This is a genomic window from Saccharothrix sabaoui, assembly GCF_051756985.1.
Lineage (GTDB): Bacteria > Actinomycetota > Actinomycetes > Mycobacteriales > Pseudonocardiaceae > Actinosynnema.
Genome location: NZ_JBPKJK010000175.1, coordinates 1 through 18,263 on the forward strand (window position 1 = coordinate 1; position 18,263 = coordinate 18,263).

Sequence of the window (18,263 nt, forward strand, 5' to 3'; positions counted from 1 at the left end):
CGACGTCCTCACGATCCGGGGTCGCCACATCACCGAGGTGACCTCCTTCCTCACCGCCGACCTCACCCGGTTCCGACTACCGGCGGGCATCCGCCCCTGAGGGGACGGTCCCGGGTACCCGCGTCGTGCGGGAGTTCCGCAGCAGCGGTGGTCGGGTGGCGTGGTGCTTGAACGGCGTGCACACCACCTCTTTCATCGTGCGGCAACTTCGGTTCCGCAGGACGTGGGTGGCCTTGGCCGGGTGGCCGGCGCGGTGGGGCGGCAGCGGAACTTGCGCAGGACGTACCAGGTGTTGAGTCGGGCGTTGACGCGCTCGCCCGGTCCGCGCAGCCGGGCGTGGGCGTGGTTGGCGTCCCGCCAGGCGAACACCGACTTCCCCACCGTCACCCGGGTACCGCGGCGCCGGACCTCGTACGCGCGTCGAAAAGCGACAGCGGGGCTCCGGCCGCGAGGGGCCACCGACGCCGGTGGTGACCGGATCGGCGCGGAACGTCGTCGCGGTCAGGCGTCGTCCCGGTCGTCCTCGGGCGTCCCGGAATCGTCGTCCCGCTGGTCGTCGGGTGATGACGAGTCCGGTTCGCCGAGCCCTTCCTCCTGTTCGGTGGCGGGCTTCGCCTCTCCGGCGCGCACGGCTTCTTCCTCGGGACCGGCTCCGGTGATGTCCTCCATGCAGGCCCGGTACCCGCCTGCCCGGCCGTGAAACGCGGACGCGACGCGAACCAGCGCGACCGGGGAGCCTCCCGGTGTGCACGGCGTGCGGACGACCCGCGACGGTGGCGGGCCGGGATGTCCGCCCGACCCGTCACCGGTCGGTGGCGGTGATCAGCGGTTGCGGCCGGAGAGCGCGTCGCGCAGGCGGTCGATCAGGCCCGTGCCCGGGTTGAGCAGCAGGTTGGCCGGTGGCTTGTCCGGGGCCGCCGGGTGGGGGCGGGTGGGCGCGACCTTCTTGGCCGCGATGACCTTGCGCCCCAGCTCCTGGAGGTCCTCGGCCGAGCAGCGGGCGGCGAGCTGGGGCAGCAGGTCCTCCTCCTCGTCCTTGATGTGGTGGCGGATCTCGCGGATCAGCTCAGTGAGCAGCCGGTCGAAGCGGGGGTCGGTGGGTTCCAGGCCCTCCAGCTCCTTCATCACCCGCTCGGCCTCGGCGTGCTCTTCGATCTCGTGGTCGGCCACCTCGTCACCGTTGGGCAGGACCTCGCGCGCGGCCGGGTACATGAACTGCTCCTCGGCCACCGAGTGCCGCACCAGTTCGGCGATCACGTGGTCGGCCAGGGCGCGCCGGTGCTCGGGCGTGCCCTGGCCGGACTCCAGTTCCCGGAACAGCCGCTCGACCTCGCGGTGGTCGGCGGTGATCACGCGGACCAGGTCGGTGTCGTGCTCCCGCTCGACAGTCACGAAAACCTCCAGGTGTCGGTTCACCGCCGCCTACCCACGTCGGATGAGGTCAACCACGTGCCACCCGATCGTGGGCACCGACACCCGTGCCGCCCGGCTCGTCGTCGCAAGCCGACGTGCCTCGCCACCGTCAGCTGATGGTGGCGAGCAGGTCGCGGCAGGCGGCTTCGCACGCCCGGCACGCCTCGGCGCAGACGCGGCAGTGCTCGTGCATCCCGGCGTGCGAGCCGCACTCGTCGCCGCAGGACCCGCACACCGTCGCGCACGCCTCCAACAGCGACCGGCTGGTGTTCGCGTCGTACCCGGTGTGCCGGGACAACACCCGGGCGGTCGTGCCGCAGATGTCCGCGCAGTCCAGGTTCGTGCGCAGGCACTTGGTCAACTCCGCCACCGAGCTCTCGCTCAGGCAGGCGTCCGCGCACGCCGTGCACGCCTCGGCGCACGCGATCAGCGCGTCGATCGCCGCGGCCAGCTTCGCCCGGTCCAGGTTGATCTCCGCCGGGTAGGTCTCCAGCATCGGCATCGTCGTGGTGGTCAAGCGGATCACTCCTCGTCCGGGTGGTGCGCTACCGGAGCCGGACGGGTCCGGCGTCGACAGGCACGCGGAATAGGTGGTACGGCTTCTGCCTGCGGTCCTGCCCGCCCTGGTACTTCGCCTGGCGGTGCAGCTGGTTGGCGGTGACGTAGAGGTACCCGTCGGCGACCGACATCGTGTCCGGCCACAGCAGGCGCGGGTCGTGGGCGACGGTCTCGAAGTCGCCGTCGGGCAGCCTGCGCAGCACGGCGTTGTGCTCGTAGTCGGTCAGGTAGAGCCGCCCGGCGTCGTCGGTCTCCAACCCGTCCGAGCCGCCCCCCTTGTCGCCCTCGTCGACCACCTGCTCCCCCACCTCGTCGTCGGGCAGCGACCGGTCCAGCAGGGCGTTGGTCGGCACGCTGTACCAACGGCGGGACGCCAACGGGCAGTAGAACAGCCGCGTGCCGTCCGCGCTGATGGCGATGCCGTCCGAGCCCATGGTGACCGGTTCCGGCTCACCGTCTGCGGGGCGTTCCAGCAGCGGGGCGCCCTCCACGACCGGGCGGAAGCCCTCCAGGGGTTCGGCCTTGGTGGAGGGGTGGTCGTGCAGCCTGCGCCACGACTCGCCGCTGTCCAGGTCGACCACGATGATCCCGTTGGGACCCGAGTCGGCCGAGTCGGTGATGTAGGCGACGCCGGCCTCACCGCGCCGCAGGTCGAACCGCACGTCGTTGAGGTAGGTCGTCTCCAGTGCCACGTCGGGCGGGAACGTGATGACCCGAGCGACGGTGTCGGTGGCCAGGTCGACGCACACCAGCTTCGGCCCGCCCGGCTTGGTCGGCCGGAACAGCGGGCTGCCGGTGTCGAGCACCCACAGCCGGTCGGCCGGGTCGACCACGATGCTCTGCACCGACACGAACGCGCCCTCGTCGTCGTCGCCCGAGGGCGAGTTCCACGCCTGGTCCGGGAACGGCACCTCGACGCCGTCGCGCAGCTCCACCACGGTCGCGGGGACCTCGTCGCCCCACTTCGGGAAGTTCACGAACACCCGACCGGTGTGCGAGACGCTCACCCCGGTGGGCATCGGCCCGGTGAACTCGTGCACCACTTCCAGGTCTCCCACCGGGCTGCTCCTCACCGGGCTGCTCCTCACCGGGCTGCTCCTCACCGGGCTGCTCCTCACTGGGCTGCTCCTCACTGGACGGGCGGGTACTGGGCCTGCTTGAGCAGCCGCGCCAGGTGCACGGCGTTGCTCGCCAGCTTCTTGTTGGTCGAGGCGACGGCGTCCGGGGTCTGCTCCAGCTCGATGTAGTCCTTGGGGTTCATCGCCTCGGAGTTCCAGTACGTCCCGCCGCTCGCGGGGACGGTGAAGCCGATGTCGTTGAGCGCCTGGAAGCAGTCGGCGATGATCTTGTGCGCGCCGTCCTCGTTGCCCACCACCGCCACCACGGCGACCTTGCCGTACATCGACGGGCGGCCCTCGTCGTCGGTCTCGGACAGCTCGGCGTCCAGCCGCTCCATCACCCGCTGGGCGACGCTGGAGGGGTGGCCCACCCACGTCGGGGTGGACAGCAGCAGGATGTCCGCGGCCAGGACGCGCTCGCGGATCGTCGGCCACTGGTCGCCACCGCCCATGTCGGTCTCCACCCCGGGGCGCACGTCGAAGTCCACGACGCGGAGCAGGTCGCCCTCGACACCGTGGGCGGCGAGTTCGTCCAGCACCTGTCGGGCGATCTTGTCGCTGCTCGACGGCTCGGGCGAGGGCTTGAGGGAACAGGTCAGCGCGAGCGCGGTCAACGCGGTAGGAGCCATGCCCAGGGCCTACCCGCTCATCGCCGTCTCAACCCGGCGCGGTGGCCGCGGCGCGGCGGACGAGGTCGGCGAAGACGGTCGGGTCGTCGTGCTCCACCACCGGGAACCCGGCGCCCTGCTCCCCCACCCAGTCCAGCTCGATGCCGGGGTTGTGCACGTCGTGGCCGTCGGCGAAGAACAGGTGCGGGCTGCCCTGCACGGCGTCGCGGTTGGCGCGGTAGTCGCGCATCATCGGCCCGCGCGCCCGGCCGTCGTCCAGCGCCTCGCCCAGCGCGTCGGCGTCCACGTGCTCGCAGCCGCGGGCGATGTCGACGATCTCGTGCCGCAGCGAGATGCAGCGGCTGTCGCGGAACAACGCCAGGCGCAGCGCCACGTCCAGTTCCTCGGCCGCCCGGGGCGACTGCTCCTTGGCCGCGTGCACGGCCTCGTTCGCCGGTGCCGTGGTCACCGGCCAGTCCGCCGGGTCGCCCTGCCAGTTCTTCCACCCCAGGTCGGGCTCCAGCGCGCCGACCACCGGGATCTCCGAGTCGAGGAACTTCTTCGGGATCGGGAAGGCGTTGACGTCCTCCAGCAGGAAGCACCGGTGGTCCAGGTGCACCCGATCGGTCAACCCCGCCTCGTCCCGGGCGCGCAGCAACCGCACGATCGCGACCGTCGACCACGCGCACGCGATGTCGGTGTAGACGACGATGGTCCCCGGTCGCACTTCCGGTCGTGGCATCTCCCCGCTCTCCTCTCACGCGTTCCCGGTGAGTACCCGGACCGGCCGCATGAACACGGCGGGTTTTCGCCGCGGCGGTGCGGGTAGGCAGTTCCGACCACCGACGACCGCGAGGAGGACACCGTGCCCCGGTACTCGGAGGAGGTCGCCGCACTGGCCGCGCCGCTGACCGACGCGGGCGACTTCGACGTGCTGCTCGACCGCGTCGGCGACGCGCGGGTGGTCATGATCGGCGAGGCCAGCCACGGCACCCACGAGTTCTACCGGTGGCGCGCGCTGCTCACGCGGCGGCTGATCGCCGAGAAGGGCTTCTCGTTCGTGGCGGTGGAGGGCGACTGGCCCGACTGCGACCGGGTGGACCGCGCCGTCCGCTGCCTGCCCGACGCGCCCGCCGACCCGCGCGGCGCCTTGGCCGCGTTCGAGCGGTGGCCGACGTGGATGTGGGCCAACGAGGAGGTCGCCGACTTCACCCGGTGGTTGCGGGCCCACAACGCGGTGCGGGATGTCCACGAACGAGTGGGCTTTCACGGTCTGGACGTGTACTCGCTGTGGGAATCGCTGCGCGAGATCCTCACCCACCTGCGCGAGCACGACCCCGTCGAGGTGCCTGCGGCCCTGGCTGCCTACCACTGCTTCGAGCCCTACGGCGAGAGCGCCCGAGACTACGCGATGGCCACCCGCCTGATCCCCACCAGCTGCGAGAACGAGGTGGTCGACCTGCTGGTGCGGCTGCGCGAACGGGCCGCCGCCAACGGGTCGGCGGGCGACGGCGGTGCGTTCGGGGCGTGGCAGAACGCCGAGGTCGTCGCCGGGGCAGAGCGCTACTACCGGGCCATGATCGGCGGCGGGCGCGAGTCGTGGAACGTCCGCGACCGGCACATGGACGACACCCTCGCCCGCCTGCTGACCCACTACGGTCCGGGCTCGAAAGCGGTCGTGTGGGCCCACAACACCCACGTCGGCGACGCCCGCGCCACCGCCATGGCCGCGCACGGCGAGATCAACATCGGTCAGCTCGCCCGCGAGCGGTACGGGGGCGACCGGGTGGTGCTGGTCGGGTTCGGCAGCCACCGCGGCACGGTCGTCGCCGGCGACTCGTGGGGCGCGCCGCTGCACGAGATGCCCGTGCCGGCGGCCCGCCCCGGCTCGCTGGAGGACGTGCTGCACGCCACCGCACCCGAGCAGGCCCTGTTCGTCCTCCCCCGCGAGGACCGACCCGACCTGCTCACCGCCGAACTCGGCCACCGCGCCATCGGCGTGGTCTACCACCCCGAACGCGACCACCGGGGCAACTACGTGCCCACCGTGCTCGGCGACCGCTACGACGCCTTCCTCTGGCTCGACCGGACCCGAGCCCTGCACCCGCTGCACACCCGCCGGGTCGACGCGCTCGAACCCGAGACCTACCCCAGCGGCACCTGACCCGGGGCACCCGTCGCGGAACCCGTCGCGGAGTGCACTGAAACGCGGTCCCGGTGCGCACCCCCGACCCCAACTACACACCGACTTACAGGAAACCCATCACTTTAGGCTCAATAATTGGCTGGTCCCCCTCGGACGGACGTCCCGCACGGCGCTACCTGTCCGAGTTCCTGATGCGGGCCGAGACCGTGACCAGAGGCTGGCACCGGCCGGTTGCAGGACGGAGGCTACCGGCCGAAGTGCGCGTAGGGGGCCCAGTCCAGCGGGCGGTGCGGGTGCACGGCGCGGAGTTCCCGGACCGCCTGGTGCAGGGCACGCGCGGTGGACCCGCGGGTCGTCCGGACCACGCCATCGACGACGACGCGGTCGTAGAGCCGCTCGGCGAGGTCCGCCGCGACCCGGTCCCCCACCGGCCATAGCGTGCCGACGACCTCGCGGAACCCGGCCAGTTGCAGGGCACCCGCCAGGTGCGTGAACTCATCGCGATGCCGGGCGGACGTCTCGGCCGTCGAGCACGAGGAGAGGTAGGCGATCTCCGCGCCGGTCAAGCGCAGGCGGGCGATCGCCTCGACGGTCAGGGGGTGCGTGCGGTGGTCGGCGAGCAGGAGCCTGCTCTCCTCGGGGCGCGCCGCGTCCGCGACACCGTGGCAGGCGAAGTGGGCGAAGCGGTGGTGCGAAAGCTGCGCGAGCACCTGGTCGCGGGTGGCATCGCTGTCCAGGACAGTGGCACCCGGCACCTTGGCGGCGATGCGGGCCACCTCCCGCCGTACGGCGGGCAGGGCGGCACCGGTCGCCTCCGGCGCGGCGACGACCAGGAGCGACCCGGTGGGCGCCTCGGGTGCGGTCCGCGACCGTGCCAACGCCCGGATGGTCGGCGTGTACGAGGTGACCGCGCGATCGAGCACCGAACGGCCGTTCCTCCGGTCGAGGCCGGCGGCGTGCAGGGGCAGCGCCCCGATGACGCCCACCGGGCACCACCACAGCCGGTCGACCGGCCCCAAGCGGTCCAGCACCGGTCCTGTGATGGCGGTCCAGGTCCAGGCCAGGACGTACCCGGCCAGACCCTGCGCCGCGTGCCACCCCTCCCGCAATGGCCCCGCCGCCAGCTCGTCGGCGTGGCGCAGCACCGCCAGTTGGCCGGTCACGGTCCGGAAGTCGGCGGCCGGCAGTTCCACCACGATCGGCTCGTCGCGCGTCACGATCAGGGCGAATCCGCCCCGCTCGTCGGCGGCCACGTAGACGATCGGCCCCTCGGTGGCCTCGGCCCGCAGCTCGTCGTACGTGGGCGGCTCCAGGAAGCGGGCGAACCCGGGCAGGGCGTGCACCTCGCGAAGTAATCGTCTCCAGTGGACAGTCCACAGCTGCCGGTTGCGCAGGGCCGCTGGCGGGGCTTCGCCGGGGTCATTCAGCGCCGCGCGCTCCAGCCGGAGCCGGATCACCTCATCGGCCAGGTCCGGCCGGACCGCGCGCAGCTCGTCCACACCGGATCGGCTGGTGATCGCGTCGGTCAGGAGGGTGCCTCGGATCTGCTCCAGCAGTTCCGCGGCTCGCTCGGGCCGTCCCGCTCGCGCCAGCACGGTGAGCACGGTGGCCGGGAAACCCGCCGTCGAGGTGACCAGGTGCAGTCGGTCGGCCTCGGTGAGCGCCTCGGGGGCGATCTCGGGGAGCAGTGCGGCGGCCTGCTCGACCTGGGTGACGGCGCGCTCGTCGTCCTTGAGGAGGGCCGAGGTGGACGCCGCCCGCCACCGCGCGCCGAAGGTGATGACCGGTGGCGCGGTGGCGACCTCCGCGGCGGCGGCGAAGTGCCGGTTCGCCTCGGTGAGCGAGGCCCGGTCGCCGTCCAACCCGTACTTGGCGAGCAGCACCCTGGCCAGGGTGTGCTCGGCCGCCGCCAAGTGGGCCTCCGAGTGGGACTCCGAGTGGGACTCCGTCGCGGGCAGCAGGTCGACCGCGCGCCGGGCGAACCCCGCCGCTTCGTCGAGCACGAGCAGGTCGGTGGCGGCCTCCTCGGTGTCCGACAGCGTGATGGCGAGCTGGTAGAGGAGGGAGGCCCGGGTGATCGGGGGTAGGAGGTCGCCCTCGGCGACGCCCGCGCGCATTACCTCGATGGCTTCCCGCTCGGCTTTGTGATCGCCGGTGGTCGCGTGCAGCTTCGCAAGCGCCCCGCCCAAGGTGCCCAGGTAGGCGGCCCGGACCGGGGATTCCGGAGGCACCGCCTCCAGTGCCGACCGGTGCAGTGCCACCGCCCGGTCGAGGAGGTCCGCGTCACCGGTCCGGTCGGCCAGGGCGCTCAGCGCGCCCGCCGCGCCCGACAGGAGCACGGGCGATGTCGCGTCGGTGCCGGACAGCGCCTCCGAGTACGCGTCGACCGCTCTCCGCAGAAGGGCCAGGTCGCCGATCCGGCGGTAACCGGTGTCGAGCACCTGTCCCAGGCCGCCCAGGGACCTCGACCGCGCCGGGCGGTGGCCGGGGGCCGCGTCGGCGGCCCGGTGCGCGAGGTCGATCGCCTCGATCAGCGCGTCCCGCTCGCCGGTGGTCGTGTGCACCACGTCGAGGGCGTGGGCCAACGCTTCGAGGTGCACGGCGGCTGCGGCGGAACCGGCGGTGACCCGCACCGCCTCGCGGAGCAGCCCCACCGCCTCGTCGAGCACCTCCGGGGCCCGGTCGTGCAGGTAGATGGACAGCAGGACGTCCGCGAGGGTGCCCAGCAGCACCGCCCGGTCGGGTCCGTTGGCGAGACCCGCGCGGGCGGCCTCCGCAGCGACCTCCCTGGCCTGCACCAGCACGTCGGTGTGCCCGGTGTGGATGAACCACGTCCGGAGGCAGTCGGCGAAGTTGGTCAGCCACCCGGCCCGGCCGGGGTGGTCCGGCCGGCTCGTGGCGCACACCTCCTGGAGCAGCGATCGCGCCCGGCGCAGCGCGGCACCGTCGCCGACCGACTTGTACCTGGCCAGCAGAGCCGTGCCCAGGACGGCAGCCGCGTCGTGCCGGTTCGGGTCGCCGGCGGGCAGCAGGGTCAGGGCGGTCCGGCCCGCCCGGATCGACTCGGCCAGCAGGTCGGCGGCACCGGAGTGCTCGAACGCGGTTCGGGCGATCGTGCAGAGGTTGGTGTGGGCCGCCCCGGCGATCGAGGCGTCCGAAGCCTGTTCCGCCGCCGCTTCCCGTGCCCGCGCGACGGCGTCGGTCAACAGGTCCTCGCCACCGCCGACGGCGAACCGCAGGTGGAGCGCGATGCCGAGCTGCATCGGTGCCAGGGCCGATTCAGGTTCGTCCTGGGGGCGCTCCGCCACGGCTTCGCGCAACAGGCCGATCGCTTCGTCCAGCAGTGGCACGTCGCCGCGCTCCCGGAAGGCCAACGTGAGGGCATGGCCGAGGTTGACTTGGTGCACCCACCGATCCGCTCCACCGGCCGCGGTCAGCCCCAGCCCACCGACCTCGATCGACTCCAGCAGCGCCGGCACGTCCCCGGTGCGCGAGTACCGACCCAGCAGCGCCGTCGCCAGGAGCAACAGCAGGTGCGGGCGCTCGTCGTCGGCCAGCGGCTCGCGGGACGCCAGCCGCGCGACCGCCACCGCCTCCCAATCCCGCGCGAGGTCGGCGAAGCGCTCGGCGGCCGTGGTCAGGAGGTTGACGAGCAGGACCATCGCCGCCCGCTGCTCGGGCGTGCCCGGGGGCAGGGCGTCCACCTCCCTCCACTGCGCCTCGACCAGCTGGTCGAACGTTTCCTCCGGCACGTCCTCCGAGTCCAGGGCGAACAGGACCTCCAGCAGGTGCCAATCGACCTCTTCGCCGTCCGCGACGGGTTCATCAGCCAACACCGCCGAATTCCTCCTCCAGGAGTTCCGAGCACGTCGATTTCACATCGGGTGATTGCCGATTTTTGCGGTCAGCATGATCGTCCAGTGGTGATTCAATAACACGAGCCGGAACACGCGGCCGCAATACTGCGGCGCCGATCCGGCGCGGCGGAACCAGGCGGGTCGACGAGGTGAGTGATGACGGTGACGGCGTTCCCGGAACTCGGCGCGGCGGTGGTGGTCGATGCCCTGGCGGTGTTGGCGGACCTGCCGGGGTGGCGGCTCGACGAGGCGCGGTGGACGGCCGTCGACGAAGCGGTGGTCGAGCTGTCGAGGGCCGTGCTCGAACGGGATCGCGACGCGTTCGGCGTGGCGGCGGCGGACCTGGAGCTGGCCGTTCCCCGCAGGATCACGCGCATCGGTGATGAACCGGTGGTACCGCCGCCTGCCCGGGTACTGGAGCTGGCCAACGAGTTGGTGCGGACCCTGGCCGGGGACACCGGCGATCGGTACCGCGCGGAGGAGCCGACTGGGGAGGACCAGCCGGGGGATCGGCGTGCCGGCTGAGCAGGAGTTGGTGGTCCACCTCTACGCGCCGGCGACCGAGGACGCCGAGGACGGGCTCCGTGCGATCTGGGCGCGCTGCCGTGCGCTGGGCGCGGTGCACCCCGTGCCGAACACCGGACTACCCGCCGCGCTACCGGGTTCCCTCCGGTCGTCCCGCCCGGACTGCGCGGTGGCGGCCGCGCGGGACGGCGCGGCGGACATCCAGGCCGTCCTGCGCCGCTCGCACGACGTACTCAACCTCTCGCTGGCGTTCACCGCGCCCGACAGCCCTACCGGCCGGCCGGGGTCCGGGTGGATCACGTTCGACCAGCGGTGCACCGACCTGGTGGGCGACGCGGCGGACCTGCTCGGCACGACCAGGGTGTTCCAGGCCAAGCACCCGACCGGCGCTGACGACGCCGTGCCGGCCGCATTGCCCGTCCACCTGCGCGACCGCTTCCGGTGGGCGACGCCCGAGGTCCGGGAAGGCGTCCTCACAGTGCTGGAGCCGGTCGACGACGTCGGCACCGACCGCGTCCTGGTGGTCCTGGCGCCGGCCGGGCACGACGCGGTGCTCAGCGCGTGGACGTGGAGCCGGGGCACCGCCGAGATGCCGCCGCTGGCCCGCTACCTGATGCACACCACGAGGTTGCGCCACTCGATCGGCGTACTGCACGCGGACACCCCCGCGCTCGACCGATTGCGGGCGCGGATCCACGACGAGGTGCACCGCGCCGACCTGGGGCGACCGGTTGCTGTCGCGCTCACCGCGTCGACGTCGGCGTTGCGCCGGCTGCGCCGGGCCGCGGAGATCGATCGGACGAACATGGCCGCGGTGTTCCCCCGGTCGCTGGCGGCCGACGACGGCTTGGCGGAGTGGGTCGACCGGCAACTGGACCACGCGCTCGAACGGCTCGACGAGGACAGGAGGCTGGTGGACGAGGTTCGAACGCTGCGCCCACCCGTGCCGGTGGCCGAGGTCCCCGGCGGGCGGGCGATCAGGATGGGCTTCATGCTCGACATGGTCGGGTACGGCGGCCGGGAGCCCGAGTGGCGAGCGGGGGTGCAGGGGCGGCTGGCGGCTCTGGCGAACTCGGTGCTCCACGACCTCGGCACCGCGCCGTCGGCCGTCGACCGTCAGGACACCGGCGACGGGCTGCTGGCGTTCCTCCCGGCAGGGTGCGACGTCCACCGCGCGTTGCCGCTGCTGCTCCGCCGCACCGCCGACCGGCTCGCCCACGACAACACCGGGGCGCAGGACCGGCTGCGGTTGCGGATGGCCGTCGTCATCGGTCCGGTCGGCCGTTCGGAGCTGGGGTTCAGCGGGGCCACCGCCACCGTCGCCGGCCGACTGCTGGACTGTGCACCGCTGCGCGAGCAGGTGCTCGCGCAGCCGGAGCGCGACCTGGCGGTCGTCCTGTCCCGGCACGTGCACGAGTTCGTGGTCGCCGAGGGCGTGCCCGGCCTGCCCCGGGAGCAGTTCAGTCCGGTGACGGTGCGGGTCAAGGAGCTGACCACCGAGGCGTGGCTGTGGACGGGGTGATCGCCGAGCCGCACGCTTCCCGTCCCCACCGCGGCGGCCGGCCTGCAACGACGTGCGACGACGAACCCGCCTGGAAAGCGAAACGCCGTAGCGGGTCCTATGCCGCTCGAACAGTCATCGCCAAACCGGTGATCACGCTTTCCGCTGACGGAGCCACACTATTGAGTCGAAAGTGATCGCTTGCCTGTAGGTCGATCAGCGTGGTCGAGGTCGGGGATGCGCACCGGTTGTCGCCTGCGGAGCGTGAGGTGCTGCGGTGGCGGCGTTGGAGGCCGGTCGAGTCGAGGGCTATCGGCAGGCCGCGGAGGTGTTCGGGGTCTCTGAATGGTCGACGGGGACCTGGTGGCCGGCCTACCGGCGAGACGGTCGCGACGACCTGGCGACCCGCAGAGGACGTCCCGACCCCACCGAATTGATCAATGCGGAGGATCGGGGCACGCTGTTCGCCGCGATGGCCGACTACACACCCGAGGGGTTGTTGACCGGCGGCCCGTTGTGGACCCGTCCGGCGGTGGTGGAGCTGATCCGCCTGGTCGTCGGGGTCGGCATGACCGAGCAGGGCGTGGGCCTGTGGCTGCGCCGCCACGGGTTCACCCCGCAACGCCCGGGCCGATGTGCCTACGAACAGCAGCCCGCCGCGGTGCGGGCCTGGCTGGACGAGGACTATCCGGCGGTCGAGGCACGCGCCAAGGCCGAGGGCGCGGCGATCGCGTGGGTCGACCAGTGCGGGCTGCGCTCCGATGCCCCACCGCCCGGCCGGTCCTGGGCGCCGGAGGGCCGCACGCCGGTCGTGTGGGCGACCGGGAAACGGCTGCGGGTCAACGTCATGTCCGCGGTCGCCTCACGCGGCGCGCTGTGGTTCACCGTGTTCACCGAACGCTTCACCGCGACCGTGTCCACCGCACTTCTCGACCGTGTGGCACGCCAAGCGGACTGAAGAGTGCACGTCATCGCCGACCGGCATCCGGTGCACCGCAGCAGAGCGGTCCGCGCCTGGCTGGAGACCAACGCCGACCGGATCGAGCTGCACCTGATGCCCGGCTACAGCCCCGAGTTGAACCCCGACGAGCTGCTCAACGCCGACCTCGAGCGCAACGTCAACGCCTCCCGCGCCCACAACGTCGACCGCCTCGCCCACGAGACCAGAGGTTTCCCGCACCGCCGCCAACGCCAACCGCACATCGTCCGCGGCTACTTCCGCGCCCCACACGTCCGCTACGCCATCATGTGGGCAACCGAACACTCCCGGCTCAACATCGGCGTACGGTCGTCGAACGCGCGTGACCTTGTCCAAGCAGCAGAGACCACTCGCGGTTCAACCGAAAAGAGCAGGAACCGCACCCGTCGGTGGCCGGACCCACACCTTTCCGTGCTTTTTCGACCTCCACGTGCACGCACAGCGACAGCAGTCGATACCGTCGAGTGATGCCCCGGACAATATCCAGGGCGCTACGGTCGAACGAATCCGAATTCTTTTCGCTCGATCGAGGGGATGTCACCGATGAGACCGAGTCGCGGTTCCGCACGCGCATTTTCGCCGATAGCGGTTCTTTCCCTGCTGATTTCCCTGCTGATTTCCTCGGTGGTCGCGCCGGGCCTGCCGGCGCAGGCGGCACCGGGATTGGTCGCCCCCCGCATCACCGAGGTGTACTCCCGGGACAACGCGGTCGACGTGGTGTTCCTGTCCGCGAACCAGGACCGGAACGCGACGGCGGAGTGGTCGATGACGGTCACCGCCGCGCCGGGCGGGAAGACCGCCGTGGTGAAGAACCGCGGCAAGACCTCGGCCCGCGTCACGGGGTTGACCAACGGCACGAAATACACCTTCACCGCCGTGGAAACCCTCGCCGGGACGTCCTCGCCAAAGTCCGCGCAGTCGGAACCCGCCGTGCCGCGCACGGCCCGCAGGCCGCTGCCGCCGACGATCGACTCGGTGTTCGGTCGCGACGGCAGCCTGGTGGTGCACTGGAACCCCGGCGCCGACCGCGGCGCGCCGATCACCGGCTACACGGTCACCGCGACCCCCTCGGGCAAGAAGGCCACCGTCGGCGGCGACGTCCGCACCGCCACCCTGACCGGCCTGGTCAACGGCAAGGCCCAGACCGTCACCGTGGCGGCCACCAACAAGATCGGCACCGGCAGGGCCGCGACCAAGGCCGACAACGTGCCACGAGCGCCCTACGCCCCGACCCGCCCCCGCTCCGTGTCCGCCACGCCCTCCGCCGACGGCACCCAGGGGTCGCTGGACGTCACCTGGCAGCCGCCGCGCGACGACGGCGGCGCGGCCGTCACCTCCTACACCGTCACGACCACCCCGGGCGGCAAGTCCGTCACGGTGGGCGCCTCGACGCACCGGGCCACCCTCACCGGCCTGGACCCGCAACAGGTCCACACCGTCGCGGTGACCGCAGCCAACGGCGTGGCCGACCGCCTCGCCGCCGCCGGCACCGCCCGGGCCAGACCCGGCTACAAGATCGCCGACAGGACCGTCAAGCTGACCGTCAACAGCATGGACGCCATCAGCCGGATCGCCCACGACCGCGTGGTGTTCAACCAGGCCACCCCCCAGGTGAAGAAACTGGTCAAGGGTCAGATCGTCGTCGCGGAGGCCCGACAGCCCCGCCCCCGCAAGGGCCTGCTGCGCGAGATCACCGAAGTGCGGACCAGCGGCGAGAAGGTCGTGCTCATCACGAAGAACGCGAAGCTCACCGACGCCGTCCACACCTCCTCCCTGCTCGCCGCGCCCAAGGCCGACTGGGTGAGCACCGCACAACCCCGCTCCCTGGTCCCCGGCGCCCGCGTCGACGTCTCCTCCATCGGGGGCAGGCTCGACATGAGCATCGCCTACAAGCCGCAGAGCTCCACCTCCGAGGACACCAAGGTGCAGGCCGAGGGCGAAGTCGGCTTCGAGGCCGCGCTGACCGGCGAGGTGACCGTCACCCCCGACTGGGCACTGGACGTGGACATGTCATGGTTCAGCCTCCAGAGCGCCTCGATCGCCGCGAAGGCCACCGTCCAGGCGTCGGTGGAGGGCCGCTTCGCCGCGATGTTCTCCGGCACCGCCGAGAGCAAGCCCCTGGTGGACATCCCGTTCGACTGCACGACGTTCTGGGTCGGTTGGTTCCCGCTGGTGCTGTGCCCGAAGTTCACGCTGCTGGCCAGGCTCACCGCCGAGGGGTCGCTGGAGTTCACCTTCACCGCTTCCTACGAGCAGACCATCGGCGGCAGCCTCACCTACAGCAAGGCAGAGGACCGCTGGACCCCGCACGACGACACCACGAAAGCCGTCAACACCTTCGAACCGAACCTGAAGGCGGCGGCCAAGATCACCGTCAGCCTGCCGGCCAACCTGACCATCCTGCTCTACGACATCGCCGGCCCCGGCCTCGAACTCACCCCGTCGCTGGTCTTCGACGCCGATTCCTCCCGAACACCCTGGGGCAAGGTCTCGCTCGTGGTGGACGTGAGCCTCACCTTCGAGGTGCCGCTGCTGGAGGTGCACGGAAGCAGTTCCATCTACAACAACGAGGACGACCCGGTAGACCTGTGGACGTCACCGGACAAGCTCACCACCGTCGACGTCGAGCCGACCACCCGACGGGTCAGAGCGGGTGAGGCGGTGCAGTTCACCGCCACCTCCGTCGGCTGCGCCAACACCCAACCCGTCACCTGGAGGCTGAGCGACGGCGCCCTCGGCACGATCGACCTCGCCACCGGCCTCTACACCGCACCCGCCACCGGCTCCACCCAGGACCGGGTGATCGCCACCCAGGCCGCCTCCGACACCTGCTCGGAAGCCACCGGGCAGGGCTACGCGCAGAGCGGCGTGGTCGCACCCGGCGCGCCGCAGAACCTGACCTTCGAGCGCAAGGACGGCACCGTCGTCCTGACGTGGTCGCCGCCCGCGGACGACGGGTACGAGACCGTCAGCTACGGCGTGGTCATGTGCACGTCCGTCGAGACCCACGACTCCTGCACCCTGCAGCCATCCGTGCAGGGCACCACCTACACGTTCGTGCCCGACTCCGACGTCACCCACATGCCGGTCCGGGCCGCGGTGATCGCCCACAACAGCGCGGGCGACGGTCCGCCGACCGACTACATCTCCCTGCTGTGACCACCCCTGCCGGTTGCGGGCCCGTCCCGCGACCGGCAGCTCGGCCCCGTCGCCGTTCGGCGGCGGGGCACCCCCGTTCGTCCGGGCGGCGGTCCGGCCGGGCCTCCCCCGCAGGTCAGGTCTGCACGAGGGTGCGCAGCGTCCGGCGGAGCTGATCCGTCGCGTTCGGACTGATCGCGGCCAGGAACGCGCTCTCGGCCTTCCCGTACGCCACCCGTGCCGCGTCGTAGGTCCGCATCCCCTCTTCGGTGAGCTCGACGACGTTCCTGCGCCGGTCCGCGGGGTCCGGGCGCCGCGTGACGACGCCCTTGCGCTCGAGCGCGTCCAGCAACGCCACCATCGTGGTGCGGTCGATGCCGAGGATCTGCGCCACCTGGAGCTGCGACGTCGGTTCCCGGTGGGCCAGGACCCGGAGCGCCCCGAAGTCCTTGCTGTCGATCCCCAACGGCTCCAGCGCAGCGTCCGTCAACGCCGTGAGCTTCAGGGTCGCGTGCTTGAGGAGGTACCCCAGGACCTCGTGCGGGTCGGCGGTGGCGCTCGGCTCGGTGGACACGGCCCCCATCTTAGGCCTAGTCTGATCGTCAGTAATCCTGACGATCAGTTCCACCACGAAAGGCGCGACCATGATCCTCGTCACCGGAGGGCTCGGCTTCATCGGCTCCCACACCGTCCGCGCCCTCACCGACGCCGGCGAGGAGTGCGTCCTGCTCCAGCGCCGCACCGCGCAGGTCCCCCCGCACATGGCCGACCTGCCCGTCCACGTCGTCCAGGCCGACGTCGCCGACCTCGACGCCCTGCTCGCCGTGGGCCGGCGGTACCCGATCACCGGGATCGTGCACCTCGCCGTCGCCCTGCCGTGGCCGGTGACCGACACCGACCCGGTCGAGGCCACGGCGGGGGCACTGGACGCGTTCCTCAACATCGTCCGCGCCGCGCGGACCTGGGGCGTGCGCCGTGTCGTGACCGCGAGCACCATCGGCGTCTACGGCTTCGCCTCCGAGGGCGCGCTGACCGAGGACGTGCCGATCCCCCTGGGGCACTCCCACGCCATCCCCACGTTCAAGAAGGTCACCGAACTCCTCGCCGGCCACCTCTCGGACGTGACCGACGTGGACATCGTCACCGCGCGCATCTCCGGCACCTGGGGTCCCGGCGGCCACCTGCCCGACCCGTTCTTCGCCGCCCCCTCCCTGGCCCACGCCGCGGCCCGGCGCGGCGAACCCGACCTGTCCGGGCTCATCGCACCGCCGCACGCCGACGACGCCCTCGACCTGCTCTACGTCAAGGACACCGGACGCGCGCTCGCGCTGCTGCAGCTCGCCGGGAAGCTGAACCACTCGACGTACAACGTCGCCTCCGGCCGCGCCACGAGCAACGCCGACGTCGTCACCGCGATCAACTCCACCGAACCCGACTTCCGGTGCGCACTCCCGCAGGCCGGGGACCACCCGGTGAGCTGGCTCGACATCACGCGCCTGCGCGAGGACACCGGGTTCGAGCCCCGCTACGACACCGCCGCGGCCGCCGCCGACTACATCGCCTGGTTGCGCGCGGGAAACCAGCGGTAACCCCTCGGACGCCCCCGGTAGCGCGGCGTCCTCGTCCTCGCCGGACTTCGCCCTACCGCGGTTCGGCGATGAGCCGCAGACCCCTGTCGCCCTTGCTCAGGGTCAGCGTCCGGGCGTCGAGCGCGTAGGCGACCTCGCCGTCGAGCACGGCCAGTGCCGCCGCTTCCAGCGCCATGACGTCCGGCTCGCACGCCTTGCGGGTCACCGGGCCGGGGGTGAAGGTGATCGTCCGGCCGGTGGTCCGGTACTCGGCCGCGGTGAGGTTGCACAGGCCCGTGATCGCCACCCCGGAGTCGGTGAAGACGAAGGTCGCGGTGACGCCGGCCGGGGCCGCGCCGGCGGTCGTGCCCTGGATCAGGGTGTCGACCCGCCACACCTCGCCGGCCAGGGTCAGTGCCCGTTCCCGGACCAGTCGCAGGTTGTCGTCCGGTGAGCCGACCACGAGGGTGTCGCCGTCCAGGCGCCACGCGGGGTTGCCGGTGAACAGGTCCACCAGGAACCGGTCCTGCGCGGTGCGCTCCGGGTCGCAGCCCATCTCGGTGATGCTCGGGTCCGTCACCGCCAGCCGGCCGCCACCGGTGTCGACGGGACCGGAGAGGGTGTTGCAGCCGCCGCTGACGACCAGGCGGCCGTCGTCGGTGAAGCGCACCCGCACGGTGGTGCCCGCGACCAGTGCGCGTGCCCGGCCCTGCTCGGTGCCGGTGGACGCGGTGAAGCTCAGGCCGCGCAGGTCGTCCCCGGTCGGTGCGCTGTCACCGGCGGGCGCCGCTTCCCGGCCGCAGGCCGCGGTGAGGAGCAGGACTGCCATCAGGAACGCGGTGTACCTCATGG

Annotated in this window: 14 protein-coding genes and 2 pseudogenes; 6 read left to right on the forward strand and 10 right to left on the reverse strand. The window is 72.0% G+C overall.

Annotated features, from left to right (window positions below; genetic code table 11):
• Positions 1-196: 196 nt before the first annotated feature.
• From ACR807_RS35270 to ACR807_RS35300, 7 genes and pseudogenes are all read right to left on the reverse strand, one after another.
• Positions 197-357: pseudogene (locus tag ACR807_RS35270) on the reverse strand (IS5/IS1182 family transposase); the annotation flags it as partial.
• Positions 358-501: 144 nt separating this feature from the next.
• Entirely contained in the window at positions 502-669 is a 168-nt protein-coding gene (locus tag ACR807_RS35275; protein ID WP_438925837.1) for a hypothetical protein, read from the reverse strand.
• Between the two features lie 153 nt (positions 670-822).
• Positions 823-1,392: a hemerythrin domain-containing protein gene (locus ACR807_RS35280; RefSeq protein WP_438925838.1), complete on the reverse strand. Its 570-nt coding sequence runs from the start codon at positions 1,390-1,392 to the stop codon at positions 823-825.
• Between the two features lie 130 nt (positions 1,393-1,522).
• Positions 1,523-1,930 carry a four-helix bundle copper-binding protein gene (locus ACR807_RS35285; RefSeq protein ID WP_438925839.1) on the reverse strand — a complete coding sequence of 136 codons (408 nt, stop codon included), beginning with the start codon at positions 1,928-1,930 and terminating at the stop codon, positions 1,523-1,525.
• Positions 1,931-1,958: 28 nt separating this feature from the next.
• Positions 1,959-3,029 (reverse strand): L-dopachrome tautomerase-related protein, encoded by a 1,071-nt coding sequence (locus ACR807_RS35290; protein ID WP_438925840.1) that lies wholly within the window; start codon positions 3,027-3,029, stop codon positions 1,959-1,961.
• Between the two features lie 71 nt (positions 3,030-3,100).
• Positions 3,101-3,718 carry a flavodoxin family protein gene (locus tag ACR807_RS35295; protein ID WP_438925841.1) on the reverse strand — a complete coding sequence of 206 codons (618 nt, stop codon included), beginning with the start codon at positions 3,716-3,718 and terminating at the stop codon, positions 3,101-3,103.
• A 28-nt stretch (positions 3,719-3,746) separates the two neighbouring features.
• Positions 3,747-4,439 (reverse strand): DsbA family oxidoreductase, encoded by a 693-nt coding sequence (locus ACR807_RS35300; protein ID WP_438925842.1) that lies wholly within the window; start codon positions 4,437-4,439, stop codon positions 3,747-3,749.
• Between the two features lie 123 nt (positions 4,440-4,562).
• Between ACR807_RS35300 and ACR807_RS35305 the strand changes: the two genes are divergently transcribed.
• On the forward strand, positions 4,563-5,861 hold the full coding sequence (locus ACR807_RS35305; protein ID WP_438925843.1) for an erythromycin esterase family protein: 1,299 nt from the start codon (positions 4,563-4,565) through the stop codon (positions 5,859-5,861).
• 227 nt (positions 5,862-6,088) lie between these two features.
• On the opposite strand, the gene ACR807_RS35310 is transcribed toward ACR807_RS35305, so the two are convergent.
• Positions 6,089-9,679, reverse strand: coding sequence for a CHAT domain-containing protein (locus ACR807_RS35310; RefSeq protein WP_438925844.1), 3,591 nt, complete (start codon positions 9,677-9,679; stop codon positions 6,089-6,091).
• A 177-nt stretch (positions 9,680-9,856) separates the two neighbouring features.
• On the opposite strand from ACR807_RS35310, the gene ACR807_RS35315 reads away from it, so the two are divergent.
• From ACR807_RS35315 to ACR807_RS35330, 4 genes and pseudogenes are all read left to right on the forward strand, one after another.
• Positions 9,857-10,225 carry a CATRA system-associated protein gene (locus tag ACR807_RS35315; RefSeq protein ID WP_438925845.1) on the forward strand — a complete coding sequence of 123 codons (369 nt, stop codon included), beginning with the start codon at positions 9,857-9,859 and terminating at the stop codon, positions 10,223-10,225.
• The gene (locus ACR807_RS35320) at positions 10,215-11,747 is read left to right on the forward strand and encodes a CATRA conflict system CASPASE/TPR repeat-associated protein (RefSeq protein WP_438925846.1); all 1,533 of its coding nucleotides are present in this window, start codon (positions 10,215-10,217) and stop codon (positions 11,745-11,747) included. Before ACR807_RS35315 ends, ACR807_RS35320 begins: the two co-directional genes overlap by 11 nt.
• A 256-nt stretch (positions 11,748-12,003) precedes the next feature.
• A pseudogene (locus ACR807_RS35325) lies at positions 12,004-13,173 on the forward strand (IS630 family transposase).
• 156 nt (positions 13,174-13,329) lie between these two features.
• On the forward strand, positions 13,330-15,864 hold the full coding sequence (locus ACR807_RS35330) for a fibronectin type III domain-containing protein (protein ID WP_438925847.1): 2,535 nt from the start codon (positions 13,330-13,332) through the stop codon (positions 15,862-15,864).
• Between the two features lie 115 nt (positions 15,865-15,979).
• Here ACR807_RS35330 and ACR807_RS35335 read toward each other — a convergent pair whose 3' ends face one another.
• Positions 15,980-16,417: a MarR family winged helix-turn-helix transcriptional regulator gene (locus ACR807_RS35335; protein WP_438925848.1), complete on the reverse strand. Its 438-nt coding sequence runs from the start codon at positions 16,415-16,417 to the stop codon at positions 15,980-15,982.
• 70 nt (positions 16,418-16,487) lie between these two features.
• Here ACR807_RS35335 and ACR807_RS35340 point away from each other — a divergent pair, with 70 nt between their 5' ends.
• Positions 16,488-17,432: an NAD-dependent epimerase/dehydratase family protein gene (locus ACR807_RS35340; protein ID WP_438925849.1), complete on the forward strand. Its 945-nt coding sequence runs from the start codon at positions 16,488-16,490 to the stop codon at positions 17,430-17,432.
• Between the two features lie 52 nt (positions 17,433-17,484).
• Here the strand turns inward: ACR807_RS35340 and ACR807_RS35345 are convergent.
• Positions 17,485-18,263 (reverse strand): META domain-containing protein (locus tag ACR807_RS35345; protein WP_438925850.1); only part of this gene is annotated, 779 nt, incomplete at its 5' end.

What these genes read in the sequence shown, in the direction of transcription:
- ACR807_RS35275 (WP_438925837.1), bottom strand. Translation starts at nt 669, where the DNA reads ATGGAGGACATCACCGGAGCCGGTCCCGAGGAAGAAGCCGTGCGCGCC.
- ACR807_RS35295 (WP_438925841.1), bottom strand. Translation starts at nt 3,718, where the DNA reads ATGGCTCCTACCGCGTTGACCGCGCTCGCGCTGACCTGTTCCCTCAAG.
- ACR807_RS35315 (WP_438925845.1), top strand. Translation starts at nt 9,857, where the DNA reads ATGACGGTGACGGCGTTCCCGGAACTCGGCGCGGCGGTGGTGGTCGAT.
- ACR807_RS35300 (WP_438925842.1), bottom strand. Translation starts at nt 4,439, where the DNA reads ATGCCACGACCGGAAGTGCGACCGGGGACCATCGTCGTCTACACCGAC.
- ACR807_RS35340 (WP_438925849.1), top strand. Translation starts at nt 16,488, where the DNA reads ATGATCCTCGTCACCGGAGGGCTCGGCTTCATCGGCTCCCACACCGTC.